This is a genomic window from Ruegeria sp. CDSA079, assembly GCF_059612245.1.
The window spans coordinates 25,335-38,874 of record NZ_JBXWQF010000012.1 but is presented as its reverse complement, the minus strand read 5'-3'; the positions used below and the strand labels follow the sequence as shown (position 1 = coordinate 38,874).

Sequence of the window (13,540 nt, the reverse complement as noted above, 5' to 3'; positions counted from 1 at the left end):
ACAAGAAAACGTATAAGTTACCAAAATAATATAGGTACTGACTGAATGTCCGAAGACGCACAGGCTCCTCAAGAATACGGCGCAGATTCCATCAAAGTTCTCAAAGGCTTGGAAGCCGTTCGTAAGCGCCCCGGCATGTATATCGGGGACACGGATGATGGTTCGGGTCTGCACCATATGGTGTATGAGGTTGTCGATAACGGGATCGATGAAGCCTTGGCTGATCACGCAGACCATGTGACTGTGAAAATCCACGCGGATTCGAGCGTCTCGGTCAGCGACAACGGACGCGGAATTCCTGTCGATATTCACCCTGAAGAAGGCGTCTCGGCCGCTGAAGTCATCATGACTCAGCTGCACGCTGGTGGTAAATTCGACAGCAACTCGTACAAGGTGTCGGGCGGTCTGCACGGTGTGGGTGTTTCGGTGGTGAACGCATTGTCGGACTGGCTGGAGCTGCGTATCTGGCGCTCTGGCAAGGAGCATGTCGCGCGCTTTGAAGGCGGAGAGACGGCAGAGCATCTGAAAGTGGTCGGTGAGTGCGGCGCCCGGACAGGAACCGAGGTGCGGTTTCTGGCCTCGACCAACACGTTCTCGAACCTTGAATACTCGTTTGAGACGCTGGAAAAGCGTCTGCGCGAGTTGGCCTTCCTGAACTCGGGTGTACGGATCATACTGATCGACGAACGCCCCGCCGAGAGGCTGGAAACCGAGCTTTTCTATGAGGGTGGCGTCAAGGAATTCGTTAAGTACCTGGACCGCTCGAAAACCCCGGCCATGTCTGAGCCGATCTACATCAAGGGTGAGCGCGACGATATCGGCGTCGAGATCGCAATGTGGTGGAATGACAGCTACCACGAGACGGTGCTGCCCTTTACCAACAACATCCCGCAGCGAGACGGTGGTGCCCACGTGGCTGGGTTCCGCGGCGCGTTGACCCGGACGATCAACAACTATGCCCAGTCCAGCGGGATTGCGAAGAAGGAAAAGGTCAGCTTCACCGGTGACGATGCGCGCGAAGGTCTGACCTGCGTGCTGTCAGTCAAAGTACCCGACCCGAAATTCTCGTCTCAAACTAAGGACAAACTGGTCTCGTCCGAGGTGCGGCCGGCGGTCGAAGGCTTGATGAACGAAAAACTGGCCGAGTGGTTTGAGGAAAACCCCAATGAAGCCAAGGGCATCGTCGGCAAGATCATCGAGGCCGCCTTGGCCCGTGAGGCTGCGCGAAAAGCCCGTGAACTGACCCGCCGAAAGACGGCGATGGATGTGAACTATCTGGCGGGCAAGCTGAAGGATTGTTCTGAAAAAGATCCGTCCAAGACCGAAGTCTTCCTGGTCGAGGGCGACTCGGCCGGGGGGTCTGCGCAGACAGGTCGGGACCGGTTGACTCAGGCTGTTCTACCTTTGCGCGGGAAAATCCTGAATGTGGAACGGGCCCGGTTTGACCGGATGCTTTCGTCTCAGGAAATTGGCAACCTTGTGATGGCGCTGGGCACGGGCATCGGCCGCGATGAGTTCAACGTCGAAAAACTGCGCTACCACAAGATCGTCATCATGACTGATGCCGACGTGGATGGCGCGCATATCCGGACGTTGCTGCTGACCTTCTTCTACCGGCAGATGCCTGAACTGATTGAGGGCGGATACCTCTACATCGCTCAGCCACCGCTTTATAAGGTTTCCCGTGGTAAATCAGAAGTTTACCTGAAAGATCAGGCCGCACTGGATGACTACCTGATCAATCAGGGCGTCGATGGGGCCGTGTTTAAACTCGGCTCGGGTGAAGAGATTGTCGGCCAGGACCTCGCCCGCGTGGTGGATGAAGCGCGCCAGTTGAAGCGTGTGTTGGACGCCTTCCCGACTCATTATCCGCGCCACATTCTGGAACAGGCCGCCGTTGCCGGGGCCTTTGTGCCCGGCGCGGTCGATGCAGACTTGCAAGGTGTGGCCGACAAAGTCGCTGCCCGTCTGGACCTGATCGCACTGGAATACGAGCGCGGCTGGCAAGGTCGCATCACGCAGGACCACGGCATCCGTCTGGCCCGCATCTTGCGCGGCGTGGAAGAGGTGCGCACGCTGGACGGTCCCATGCTGCGCTCAGGCGAAGCGCGTAAGACCGGCAGCTTCACGCAAAGCCTGCAAGAGGTTTACAACACTTCGGCGACACTGGTCCGCCGTGACCGGTCTCAGCTCATTCACGGCCCGCTGGATCTGCTTCGCGCGATTCTGGAAGAGGGCGAAAAGGGCCTGTCGTTGCAACGCTACAAAGGTCTGGGTGAAATGAACCCGGATCAGCTATGGGAAACCACGTTGGATCCGGATGCACGTACACTTTTGCAGGTGCGCGTAGATGACATGGTTGAGGCAGATGATCTATTCACCAAACTGATGGGCGATGTTGTCGAGCCCCGCCGCGAATTCATTCAGAAAAACGCACTGAGCGTGGAGAATCTGGATTTCTAACTGTGTTGTAGTTATGCCAACGCATCGAGTATTTGAAGAATATGCACGCCGCGTTGAACGCGAGATGTCACCAGGCAAGCTTAAGGGCAACCCTCAGCCAAAAACAAAAGTCTGTGGGGATTGTGGCGCCGAAAACTCAAGAGAGGCAGCGCATTGCCAAGTCTGTGACAGTCAATTCCCAGCTAGACCTCCCAAAATGAAAGCTTGCGCTTCGTGCGGAGCACTGAACACGATCTCTGCGGAAGCCTGTCAGAACTGCGGTGAGGCGTTCGCTCATGACTTCAACATCACCCTTAAATCAAGCACTGCGTGTCGGAGCGATCATTAGGGGTATGGAACTAGAGGAATGCGAGGTGCAAGATAGTGAGACGATCATCGCCGATGTCCGTGATGCAGTGCTAAGGTCAGGGGACGATCTCGTTATCAAAATGCTTCGGGTATTCCCTGAAGAGAGCACTGCTCGGTTAAAAAGAATCTTTGATAGCATCGATAGCTCGTAACTTATTGTTTATTGAATCCGCCTTTAGTCTCCGAACTCGAGAAAGCTTCAACTAACGCGCAATTGCCCGTGCAAAACACTGGACGTTGCCCCGGTAGCTGGAAAATGGCGCGCGGGTTTGCTTGGTATGAATTAGGGATTGACACAAAAACGGGGCAAATAGTCTTCGAGAATGGTGAAAGCGGGAAGAGAAGCGGACGAAGCCACTTTAAACCGATGCCGCAGTGACAGCTTCTATACCGATTTCGGACGAGAGAACGGCCTCGACATCCCTTGAATTGATGTTGTTCTAACGTTTCCAATCGGAAATGGTTTTGGCTGCATCGCAAAACTCTTGCGTCAGGTCAATGCCTCTAACCTTAGCGCTTGCTTCTTCTGCAATTATTTTGGTGACCCCACCCAATCCACTACCAACATCAAGTACACTCGCGCCTGTCGTTAACTTCAGTTTCTCCAATAACTGTAAAGTCGTCTGTCTGCCTCGGAAATGGAACTCATCGATTGGTTAGAAATCCGCGGCGCGTAGTTTCTTCGGGTCAATGCTCGCGGCCTGCAGGCTATCAGCTATCTGGTCGATCAGCCTGCGGCTGCGACCATAGTGGTCGGAAACTTGCTCTCTCATTCTCAACCCCTTTTACCAATCATGTTGAATGCTACTGAATGCCCATCAGATCAAAATTCGCGGAGGGTCGGCAGGCACTCGAGTACTCAAGGTAGAGCTTCGAACCAGTCTAGCACCGCGTCCCGCCAGCCCTCCGGAACGCCGTGTCCGCCTTTGGTGACCTTCAACCGAATCGAGCCGGCCTCACAGTCCATCCAATCCTTCTGCATCGAACCATCGTCGCCAAAGCTGTTTTCCGCGCTACCCAAGCAGGCGTTTTCTCGGCGCCAGACGTCCAAGCCCTTCATGACGTTACCCTGGTGAAAATCGACACCCTCCCATGTCAGCTTTCGGCCTTCGAAGGGCACCATTCTGTCTTTGAAGCCGTGTACGTGAAACAGGTGAACTGGCGCATCGCACTCAGTGGTCATAGGCTCCCAGAATGCACCAGCCGCCGCGGCAAAGCCTCTTGCAATCTCTGGCGCTTGGCACGCAATGTCCCAGACCATCGAGCCGCCGCGGGAGAAGCCTGAGATCAGTATTCGCGACGGGTCAATTCCAAAGCGCTCCACCGCGTCGGCGCGTACGGCGTCGATAAAGGCTACATCATCGCGCGCCAGGTCATATCCGTCAGCCACACCCCAATCGAGGTCTTTGTCATTAATACTGGGCTGCCCGCTCGGCATAATCACCGCGTAGCCACGCCGGATGAAAGGGTCAACATAGGCGGAATTCTGGATCATCGCCTTGCCAGACCGTCCATAACCGTGCAACCAAATGACGGCAGGTCGTTCATCCGGAGCCTCTGGCAGGGCCACGTAGTATTCACCGCCTTCCAGTGTGCACGGTGCATCTGGCGCTCCACACTCTCCATCAGAAGCGAGGGCAGCGTTCGGCTTCGCAGCAATAACAGCAATGGCAATACCGAGCGTCAAAATGCGATTGCGCGTTTCGGGTCGCATCAAAAGTGTACCTCTGTGGTTAGGTCACAGAAGATCATAGCACAGCGTTGCGCATCTCCGAAGGCAGCGGCCAAGCGTTTGTGAACCATCTGAAGTCTAGGCAAAGTTGGCCGGTCTATCTCTATCCAAATGAGTAGTTATGAGCTTGGGAAAGAACTTAGATTTTGTTCGAGAACCCAGGTAACTTTCATTAAAGTGGTACGGGGGGACTTATGGAACGCCGTCTGACTGCCATTATGGCTGCGGATTTTGAGGGATTCTCACGCCTGATCGGGCGTGATGAAGAGGGCACCATTACAGCGCTAAAGGGCTACCGAAAACTCATTGATGGCCTCATCTCAAACTACGGTGGTCGCGTGTTCGGCAGCGCGGGTGACAGCGTCATCGCTGAATTCACAAGTGCAACGGACGCGTCCCGCTGTGCATTGGAAATTCAAAGAGAGCTGAAAGTCCGGAACCTCGATCTGCCGAAAAAAGGGCGCATGAACCTTCGTATCGGAATACATCTCGGTGATGTCGTGGCAGATGGCGATAACCTGCTGGGAGACGGCGTCAACATTGCGGCTCGGTTGGAAGCAATCGCACCGCCCGGAGGCCTGTGTGTTTCCAAAGCAGTTGCCGATCAACTTTCGGGAAAGGTGGACGCGGAATTTGCGCATGCTGGCGCCCATAAATTGAAGAATATCGCCAATAAGGTCGAGGTTTGGACCTGGCCTCCGGAACTTGCGGTCAAACCCAAGCGCAGCGCAGCGATCCGATGGACTGCCGCGACGGCTGTTGTCGCCACAATTGTCGCGATTTCAGCTTTTTTTGTATTTGGAAGAGATGATCCGCGCGACCTTCCGTCAGGTGCGCGGATTGTCATTACACCTTTTGAAACAATCGGGGAAAACAAGGAAGACGAGTATTTTGCTGAAGGTTTGACGCGTGATCTTAACGCCTTGTTGGCGAAGTTCTCTAACCTGTTTGTTATAGCTCCCGAAGCTGGAGCCGACTTCAGCAGTAACAAAGATTGCGAAGCGATCAGGGATGCGTTAGCGGCCGATTACATACTTGGCGGCACGGCCCAACGGTCTGACTCGAAATTGCGGGTGACAACTACATTCATCAATGCAAGGACTTGCCGTCAACTCACACCGCCGGGCCCCTTTGATATGGACCTCAGCATCGCAAATGTCATGGATATCCAGGTTGAGATTGCAAGAAAGGTCGCCTCGCAAATCGGTTCAAGCGATGCCCCGTTGTTCAACACTTCTGTACAGCAGGCTATCCGCGACAAGGCACCGGAAAACCTGGAAGCCTATGAATGTTATCTGTTGGGATTCTGGTTTTATCAAAGTTTCAGCATTGAAGCGCATCGCAAGGCTCGGGACTGTCTATTGCGAACCGTGAAGGAAGAACCTGGTTACTCTCTTGCTTGGTCGCGATTGGCCTTTAACTATCTCGAGTCTAAGAAACGATCATTCGACACCGATCCGGATTGGGCAAATAAGGCCCGGGACGCCGCCACACGTGCACTTGAGGAAGACCCGGACAATGCGGATGCGCACTACGCCCTGGCAATCCTCAGCAGAATGACGGGAGAAGACAAGGCGGTCTTCTTTGAACACGCAAAGAACGCCACGGAGCTTAGTCCCAATGATTCCTGGATCCTCGCGGATCTGGGTATCTTTCTTGCTTACTCCGGCGAGTTTGAAAAAGGTAAAGAGTGGATTTCCCGCGCAAAAGACCTCAACCCCAAACTTCATCCTGGCTACAATAACGCTTGGGTGCTGCACGCGATCTTGCAAGGCAATTATGATGAGGCACAAAAAGTCATCTTGAGCTGGGGTACGCCGAAATCCACCATGTCGATGGCAAGCCTGACTGCAAGCTATGCTTTGGACGGCGAGCAACAAAAGGCGCAAGAGATGGCGCGACGCTTGCAATACGAACACCCGGAGTTTCTTGACGATCCACGCTCACCGTATCGAGCACGTGGAATGCCAACGGAGCTGATCGAAAAGATAATGGATGGGCTTCGCATTGCCGGTATTGAAGTTTCAGAGAACTAACGCCGCGATTGCTTGCAAACATCGCTTTCAGAATGGCGGGCGTAGAATGTTTGTAGCGGCTCAGGAAGCAAGTTGCGTTTGCTACCTAACGCTGTTGCCGACACCGAATGAGGAGATTCGTAATTTCTAAGGACAGTTCTGCGGACGCAGAAATTGGAAGACACCTAGCGGACGCTGCACGTCGTTGCCGCATGGTTTTCTTCACTGGATTGCCGTCATCTGGAAAGTCATTCCTATTGCGCCAGCAAATATCCATTGCGATCTCCTTGGGACGTCGCGTGCATATCATGCGTTGGGATAAGGGGCTCGCGGCGTTTCAGACCGAAGACATACTAACAAAGTATCCAGATGTTTCGGATGGAACTCATCCGTTGATCCGAAGGGCCGCCGGATTGTGGGGCCGGAGAACCTTAGCGCGATGGCAGGCGGAGAATTCCGATCCCACAGACATGATTGTGGGCGAAGTCCCTATCATCGGAAACAGGTTTTCAGAGTTCATCCAGGCGCAGCCGGATCAGATTGAGCCTGCCTTAGCTTCCGAGGAAACCAAATTCATCTATCCGGTTCCCACAAAGGGCTTACGTGCCAATCTCGAAGCTATTCGAAGATCTACGTTTGCGAACCCCGGACATCCTGAAGAGGCCAGGGACGCGCCACCATCCACAATGGAACTGGCTTGGCGTTTGACGTGTGCCAAGGCCGCAGAATTGGGCTTGATCTCTGAAGCGGATATTCATTCTCCGTACGAGGAGAGGATTTATGTGCGGTTTTTTGAGCACCTGCTGCAACTCCGACACGCCATCAGAATTGGGGTCGATACGATCTATTCAAATGCAGGGTCAGCCCATGATCTGGATGCGGACGCCTTAGAACTCAGTGCTAGCTCAGACGAAGTAAAGTACGCAATCGCAGAGGTAGAGACTACTTTTACAGCCGAAGAAGCCGCCCGAGAAGTTGAAAACTGGTATCGGGTGTAGTCTCGGACAAAGGTCTGTTCGGTTAGCATTTCGGAATTTGCAAAGCTTGGTTGCGAAGGTCCGGTTTAGGCGGCGGTCTCAATTGATCGACGCAACACTTCACCTTGAGAGCAAAGATGGAGTGTTTGGATGCTGCGTGCTGCTCGAATGAAAGTGAGGCGCAGAAAGCGGCCTCTGCAAATTTACGAGAACGGATCAAAGGAAATTGCCTTTCACCAAACGACGAACATGCGGAGGTGAGGTGAGTGACCTTTGCCAGCAGGTGGCTCACTTCAATATCGTCAAACAAGGCGCCAGGTTGCACGAGAAGGTCTCGTGTTGGTACTTACTCAATGGCTACAACACAGGTGCGTTGCTGTCACTTCCAGCTTGCAGCTGTATTTGGCGTGATCTAATCGCCTTATTCGGCCGATTGTCAACATGTGTCGTCAGAACCTTCCTGGATACAGACTCATCATGTTCTGCACGTCCAGTTCACTCGAAAACGCATCGGGATTACTCCAGATCACGTCACTAATATAGCCGCGTTCCGCGTGAAGATCGTTGGCTGTAGGCCGCGGAGTCCGAGTTTCGGGAAAGGCTCTTTTGTTCCAACCGAACAGTCCATCAAATACGGTCCAGATGCTGGGTGACATTGTATGGGAAGCCATCTCATGGTCCTTTCCGAGTTACTTGCGCTGTCGCAACAAGAGTAACTGTTCACCCGTTTTTCTGGTATCCGGCACAAAATTGTGCTGTTCTACAAAAATGAAGAACGGGTTCCGAAATTGGTCGGATATTCGTGTGTTCCTCTCTGTCTTCAGAGAAGGGTCGACGCTTGCGGCCTCCAGAAAGCTAAAGGTCTCCCAACCAACGGTTGCCCGACGCATTGATGTTCTCGAAAGAGAAACAGGCTTGACGCTTTTTGAGCGCGGTACGCATGGGTTCAAACCGACCCCAGAAGCCTTCCGCCTCGTTCCCCTCGCCGAAGCAATCGAGAATTCAGTCCTTGAATTTGCCGATTGCGCGAAAGAATTGACGTCGACACGACCGATCCGTATCACCGCTTACTCAGCAAACTTCTCTGCACGCATGATTGAAATCGTAAACGAGTTTTCCGCCGACAATCAGGATGTCGCATTCGAGTTTTTGTCCAGCGTTCGGGCGCTGGACCTGATGGCAGGCGAGGCCGACATTGCTTTGCGCCTTGCAAGAACCGATCCCGATCCTGACCTGATCTGTCGTAAGATCAGCACGGCCCGCTGGTCCTTGTTCGGCTGCAGAAATTACGCGGACAAATTTGGCTTACCGGGGTCAACGAATGATCTGGCCGGGCATCAGTTTGTTACCTTTCAGCGGGACGATGTACCAAATGTATTCCACGAATGGTTGACCAATCACGTGGAGCCGGACCAGATCGTCATGTCTTTCACTGAACTGGAGCTAATGCATGCGGCGATCAGGTCAGGGCAAGGCCTTGGGATCAGCAATGTCAAGCTGGTGGAAACAGACATGTCTTTTATCCGATGTTTCGACGAAATCCCCGAACTTGCGGTGCCGCACCTAATGCTCATTTCGCCGGAAGCCTATCGTCGGCCAGAGGTTAGAGCCTTCGTTAAGTTCTTCGCACCTCGCTATGCGGCAATCTACAAGTAGTTATTTAGGCAAAAAAGGATTGAGAACACGCGAACAAGCTAGTTTGCATGTACGCCAAGACCGCAATTGCGAATAGAAGCCTTATGCGACGAGCCCCAGGATACTCTTGGAGAAGACAATGGGAGGTCAAATTGATCGGCGCGCCCAAGTCGCTGCAAACTGCCTTAACTCCGATATGCCATCACGTGGTGCATGATCAGATTAAGAACTTCCACATCGTTCTGGTTAAATGTCTGGTATCGGAATTTGACCGTTCCCCGGTCGGGCTTCGAACGTGATGGTGTAATTGCCTCAACCGTGACGCGCACGCTGATCGTGTCACCGGAATACACCGGAGCCAGCCACCGCACCTCGTCCATACCATGTCCACCCAGATTGGTGCCGGTAAGTACACCAGTGTCGCGGAACAACCTGAAAGTAAGCGCTATTGTCTGAAATCCACTGGCTATGAGACCGCCGAAAATCGACTCTGCGGCAGCCACTTTGTTAACGTGGAAGGACTGCGGGTCATGAACCAGTGCGAAGTCAATAATCGCTCCCTCGGTCAGCGTAACGCCTCCGGTTTCGAAGGTTTCGCCAACCGACAAATCGTCGATGTATTTTCCGCTGGCCATGGCAAAAGTATAGTTTGATGCACACTCAACCGTCAACGCGGAGCCACGCTCGGCCGCCACTAATGCCGCATTGTCTTTCGACCATTGCAAAGATCGTAATGGAGAACTAAGTCAGTGGTCGTTGACCTATGCCGCGGCGACAAATAGGTGCGCTTCTTGCGGTACGTGCAATACGCCTTCTTTTTCATATCTAGACAAGGCGTCTGCAACCTCTTCCACGACCTTGTTGGTGACGTCAGCACCTGCATCCCTAAGATCGGTTTCGATTGGCAGCGCCATGATTTGCGCGCGAAGATCAATAAATCTTCGCTCAAGTACCAATGGCTCGTGACGAGCTATCTTGAAGCCTGCATCGACCAACAAGTTCGAAATGAGGTCCCCATCTCGAAACGAAAAAGGCGCTCTGGCCTTGACTGCGGCATCTGTTCCAACATGCCGTTCGAGAGCTTTTGAAAGCGCTCCATTGAAGGGCGACACAGCGCGCCAACATGTCAAAAATAGCTGACCGTCATTGCGCAAGATCCTATGAACTTCTTGCAACGCGGCGGATTTGTCAGGGAAGAACTGAAGCCCCTGTTGTATGAAGGCATAGTCAAACGTAGCCTTTCCAAAAGGTAACTCGGTTACATCTGCTGCATACCACTCGAGCACATGACGACAATCCGGCTGATTGGACTGCGCGACCTCAATCATGGTTTCGTTCAGATCTACGCCAACAACCCGGCCTTCGCCGGTCAGTTTCCTTGCTATCTCTCGCGTCAAAGCCCCGGTGCCGCATGCAATGTCGATGACACAAGCGCCGCTTCGAAGCTGAACCTTCTGCATGGTTGCTTCAGCCAATGGGCCAAACATCGCAGGCACACTGTGGTTGTTGTACTTCTGCGCAGCTTCTTTGGTCAGCCGGAATTTGTCCGTCATCAAAAATATCCTCCTAGCAACGCGTTAATAATTGGACCACCCAAAATGACCCAAAATCGTAGTCTCACGAGGTTTCAACCGGAAGGCTCTCATCGGCGCTCCACTCAGCCCATGAACCATCATACAGGCGGGACTTTTCGAACCCAATTTGGCGCAGCGCAAGGAGACCGCAAGAGGCGGCAATACCGCGACCGCAATACGCGATAACCTCGTCGTCGGTTTGAATTCCCTTGTCCTGATAGTGCTGAAGGAGCTTGGAATGATCCGCCAACTTAAATGAACCACGTTCCTTTAGTTTCGCAGCCCGTTCGGCAATGGGTGTGTGTGCCAAATCCGGATCGATGTTCGATATCGCCGGTATGTTGACGGCACTGGGGATATGTCCCGAGCGACCTCCCCATGTGTGAAGGCCGTCGCCTCGGAAGAGGTCGTTTGGCAGAAAGTCCACAATTCTGACTCCGGGCTTACCTATCGCGTGCAGAACGTCAGTTTTGCTGGCAATCCAATTGCCCTGCACTGTTGGTTCAAAGTCACCGTGCTCAACGGTTAGATCGCCAGTTTCAGTGGGTCGACTTTCGAGTTTCCATTGCTGCAAGCCGCCGTCCAAGACCTGCACGTTTTTATGTCCATAGTGCGAAAGTGCCCACCAAAGACGCGCGGAAGCCAGCGGAAGCCCGGAGTCATCGTAGACCACGACATGACTGTCGTTGGAAACACCCAACTCGCGCATCTTTTCCCCAAAATCCTCTGGCCCAAGCATCATATCGGGAATGTTCTCAGTGCCGTCTGCAAGCTCTGTCGACATGCCAACATACACTGCGCTAGGAATGTGCTCAGCTTGGAACTCGCTCCTGTCGTCGTAGGCCACACCCTTGCCGTTTTCCTCCCTAAACTTCCAGCGAACATCAATGATGCGTAGTTTCGGGTCAGTCAGGTTATCTGCCAACCAAGCCGTATCAATGAGCGGGCGAGTTTGGGTTGTCATACCTACGTTCTCCTCTAACCGGACGCGGGTCGAGCCGTATGGAATAATCCCCAAAATTGCTTTCGGAGTCCAATTTTGGAAAATCGGGATTTGATATAGCAAATATGGTTTAAACGGCATGTTGATGATTTAATGAGACTTCTGAAAGAAACGGATGCTGAAATCATCGCGCCTCGGAACGTCGATTTCCTTTGACTCGTTTATGGGTAGGCATGCTCATATAGCTCACTGACGGACAGGTTTGGTACAGATAGTGGAAGGTTTGGATGCTTGAAGATCGGTACGGAAGCCCGCTAACGACCACATCACAAACTGCGCGAGACGCCTACGTTGAAGGCATCGACCGATTTCTGGGTGCTTTTGATGATGTTGAAGAAGCTTACCGTTCTGCAATGCAGGCAGATGATAGCTTTGCCATGCCCCATGTTGGGCTTGCGCGCTACCTTGTTACTGTCGGGCGTGCACAAGATGCAAAGCGTGAAATAGCCGTCGCAAAGGAACTGTCGCATGGCGTCAGCCCGCGCGAAGCCGCCCAGATCGACATTATCAGCGATCTCATTGAGGGGCGTGCACCGCAGGCCTACAGGCGCATCCGAGATCACGTCACAGACCATCCGCGAGATATTTTGCTTGCTCAGACATGTACCAGCGTATTTGGCTTAATAGGGTTTTCAGGTCAGGCTGGACGCGAGGCGGAGCAGCTTGCGTACACAACCCTGTTGAAGCCACACTATGGCGACGACTGGTGGTTTCTCTGCCAGCATGCATTTGCCCAGATGGAGGCCGGACAGATCGGCCCGGCCGCGGAAAACATCGAGCGCGCGCTTGAGTTGAAGCCAGACAGCGCACACAGTGCACATGTCAGGGCCCATCTCTACTATGAGAACGGGGAGACGGACGCTGGCTACGCTTATCTGCGCGAATTCTGGCAAGACTATCCCTTCACAGCGTATCTGCACTGCCATCTCAGCTGGCACGTCGCTCTGTGGGCGCTTGAGAGCGGCGATGTGGCAGGTATGTGGAAGCTGTTCGATGATTATGTTTCCCCCGACCGACCTCCTGCGCCACCACTGAACGTTTTGACTGATAGTGTGGCAATTGTTCACCGCGCCTTTTTGACTGGCGAGCAAATTCCTCAGGAGCGTTGGCAACAACTCAGCGACTATGCTGTTCAGTTCTTTCCTTCACCTGGCTTGGCTTTTGCGGATGTTCACGCTGCTCTTGCGCATGCGATGGCTGGAAACAGAGAGCGTCTGGAAACAACCATTGACGGCGCAAAGGGACCCGCAGGCCCCACCGTTGCTTCGGTCGCAGGCGCATTCCGTGCGTTGGCGGATGGAATTGCGGATGAAGCGATTGAGAAATTTGTAGGTGTCATGTCTGAGCACGAACGCCTAGGCGGCAGCCGGGCGCAACGCGACTTAATTGAGTTTTCATTGGCGCATGCGCTGGCAATTTCGGGACAATCGAATGAAGCTCGACGCATTCTCAACATGCATCGACCCCATACCTCTCATGACCATGCAGTTGCCACGCTAGAAGGATAGGGTGCCTGAATTTTTGACGCCCGCAATGAGCCCAAATTACACGTTTTCAACACCACTTAGAACGGAAGCTGTCGCACGACGCTACCAGGCACAAAAAGTGTTAGTTGGCGAAAAAGACCAATCTGACTGCTGACATCAGCTTTCTCAAAAGCCCGTCTTAGGTGTGTGCGAGCGGTGTTTGTGGTCTTGTCGGTGGGCTACAGTGGAGGGATTGGACGGCGCGTCACTCACGCGGCCGACAAGTTGATCAGTCGCCAAGAAGAGTGCTTCGATCAAATGGAGTTC

The 13,540-nt window shown here is 53.4% G+C and carries 11 protein-coding genes; 6 read left to right on the top strand and 5 right to left on the bottom strand.

Annotated elements, in window-relative coordinates:
- The first annotated feature begins 45 nt into the window (after window positions 1-45).
- Together gyrB and AC2FJZ_RS13840 are read left to right on the top strand one after the other, a co-directional pair.
- On the top strand, window positions 46-2,463 hold the full coding sequence (gyrB, locus tag AC2FJZ_RS13845; protein WP_496778275.1) for a DNA topoisomerase (ATP-hydrolyzing) subunit B: 2,418 nt from the start codon (window positions 46-48) through the stop codon (window positions 2,461-2,463).
- A 13-nt stretch (window positions 2,464-2,476) separates the two neighbouring features.
- Entirely contained in the window at window positions 2,477-2,791 is a 315-nt protein-coding gene (locus tag AC2FJZ_RS13840; RefSeq protein WP_496778273.1) for a double zinc ribbon domain-containing protein, read from the top strand.
- Window positions 2,792-3,251: 460 nt separating this feature from the next.
- Here AC2FJZ_RS13840 and AC2FJZ_RS13835 read toward each other — a convergent pair whose 3' ends face one another.
- Together AC2FJZ_RS13835 and AC2FJZ_RS13830 are read right to left on the bottom strand one after the other, a co-directional pair.
- Window positions 3,252-3,419, bottom strand: coding sequence for an SAM-dependent methyltransferase (locus tag AC2FJZ_RS13835; RefSeq protein WP_496778271.1), 168 nt, complete (start codon window positions 3,417-3,419; stop codon window positions 3,252-3,254).
- Between the two features lie 251 nt (window positions 3,420-3,670).
- The gene (locus AC2FJZ_RS13830; RefSeq protein WP_496778268.1) at window positions 3,671-4,525 is read right to left on the bottom strand and encodes a CE1 family esterase; all 855 of its coding nucleotides are present in this window, start codon (window positions 4,523-4,525) and stop codon (window positions 3,671-3,673) included.
- 212 nt (window positions 4,526-4,737) lie between these two features.
- On the opposite strand from AC2FJZ_RS13830, the gene AC2FJZ_RS13825 reads away from it, so the two are divergent.
- The 3 genes from AC2FJZ_RS13825 to AC2FJZ_RS13815 all read left to right on the top strand — a co-directional run bounded on the left by AC2FJZ_RS13825 (window position 4,738) and on the right by AC2FJZ_RS13815 (window position 9,191).
- Complete coding sequence (locus AC2FJZ_RS13825; protein ID WP_496778266.1) at window positions 4,738-6,579, top strand: adenylate/guanylate cyclase domain-containing protein; 1,842 nt, start codon at window positions 4,738-4,740, stop codon at window positions 6,577-6,579.
- A 191-nt stretch (window positions 6,580-6,770) separates the two neighbouring features.
- Window positions 6,771-7,556 carry a hypothetical protein gene (locus AC2FJZ_RS13820; protein WP_496778264.1) on the top strand — a complete coding sequence of 262 codons (786 nt, stop codon included), beginning with the start codon at window positions 6,771-6,773 and terminating at the stop codon, window positions 7,554-7,556.
- Window positions 7,557-8,141: 585 nt separating this feature from the next.
- On the top strand, window positions 8,142-9,191 hold the full coding sequence (locus AC2FJZ_RS13815; protein ID WP_496778262.1) for a LysR family transcriptional regulator: 1,050 nt from the start codon (window positions 8,142-8,144) through the stop codon (window positions 9,189-9,191).
- A gap of 164 nt (window positions 9,192-9,355) precedes the next feature.
- Here the strand turns inward: AC2FJZ_RS13815 and AC2FJZ_RS13810 are convergent, their stop codons facing one another.
- From AC2FJZ_RS13810 to AC2FJZ_RS13800, 3 genes are all read right to left on the bottom strand, one after another.
- Window positions 9,356-9,865 carry a MaoC family dehydratase gene (locus AC2FJZ_RS13810; protein ID WP_496778260.1) on the bottom strand — a complete coding sequence of 170 codons (510 nt, stop codon included), beginning with the start codon at window positions 9,863-9,865 and terminating at the stop codon, window positions 9,356-9,358.
- 66 nt (window positions 9,866-9,931) lie between these two features.
- On the bottom strand, window positions 9,932-10,723 hold the full coding sequence (locus AC2FJZ_RS13805) for a class I SAM-dependent methyltransferase (protein ID WP_496778258.1): 792 nt from the start codon (window positions 10,721-10,723) through the stop codon (window positions 9,932-9,934).
- Window positions 10,724-10,787: 64 nt separating this feature from the next.
- Entirely contained in the window at window positions 10,788-11,828 is a 1,041-nt protein-coding gene (locus AC2FJZ_RS13800; protein WP_496778256.1) for a sulfurtransferase, read from the bottom strand.
- Window positions 11,829-11,974: 146 nt separating this feature from the next.
- On the opposite strand from AC2FJZ_RS13800, the gene AC2FJZ_RS13795 reads away from it, so the two are divergent.
- Window positions 11,975-13,255 carry a tetratricopeptide repeat protein gene (locus AC2FJZ_RS13795; RefSeq protein ID WP_496778254.1) on the top strand — a complete coding sequence of 427 codons (1,281 nt, stop codon included), beginning with the start codon at window positions 11,975-11,977 and terminating at the stop codon, window positions 13,253-13,255.
- The last annotated feature ends 285 nt before the right edge of the window (window positions 13,256-13,540 follow it).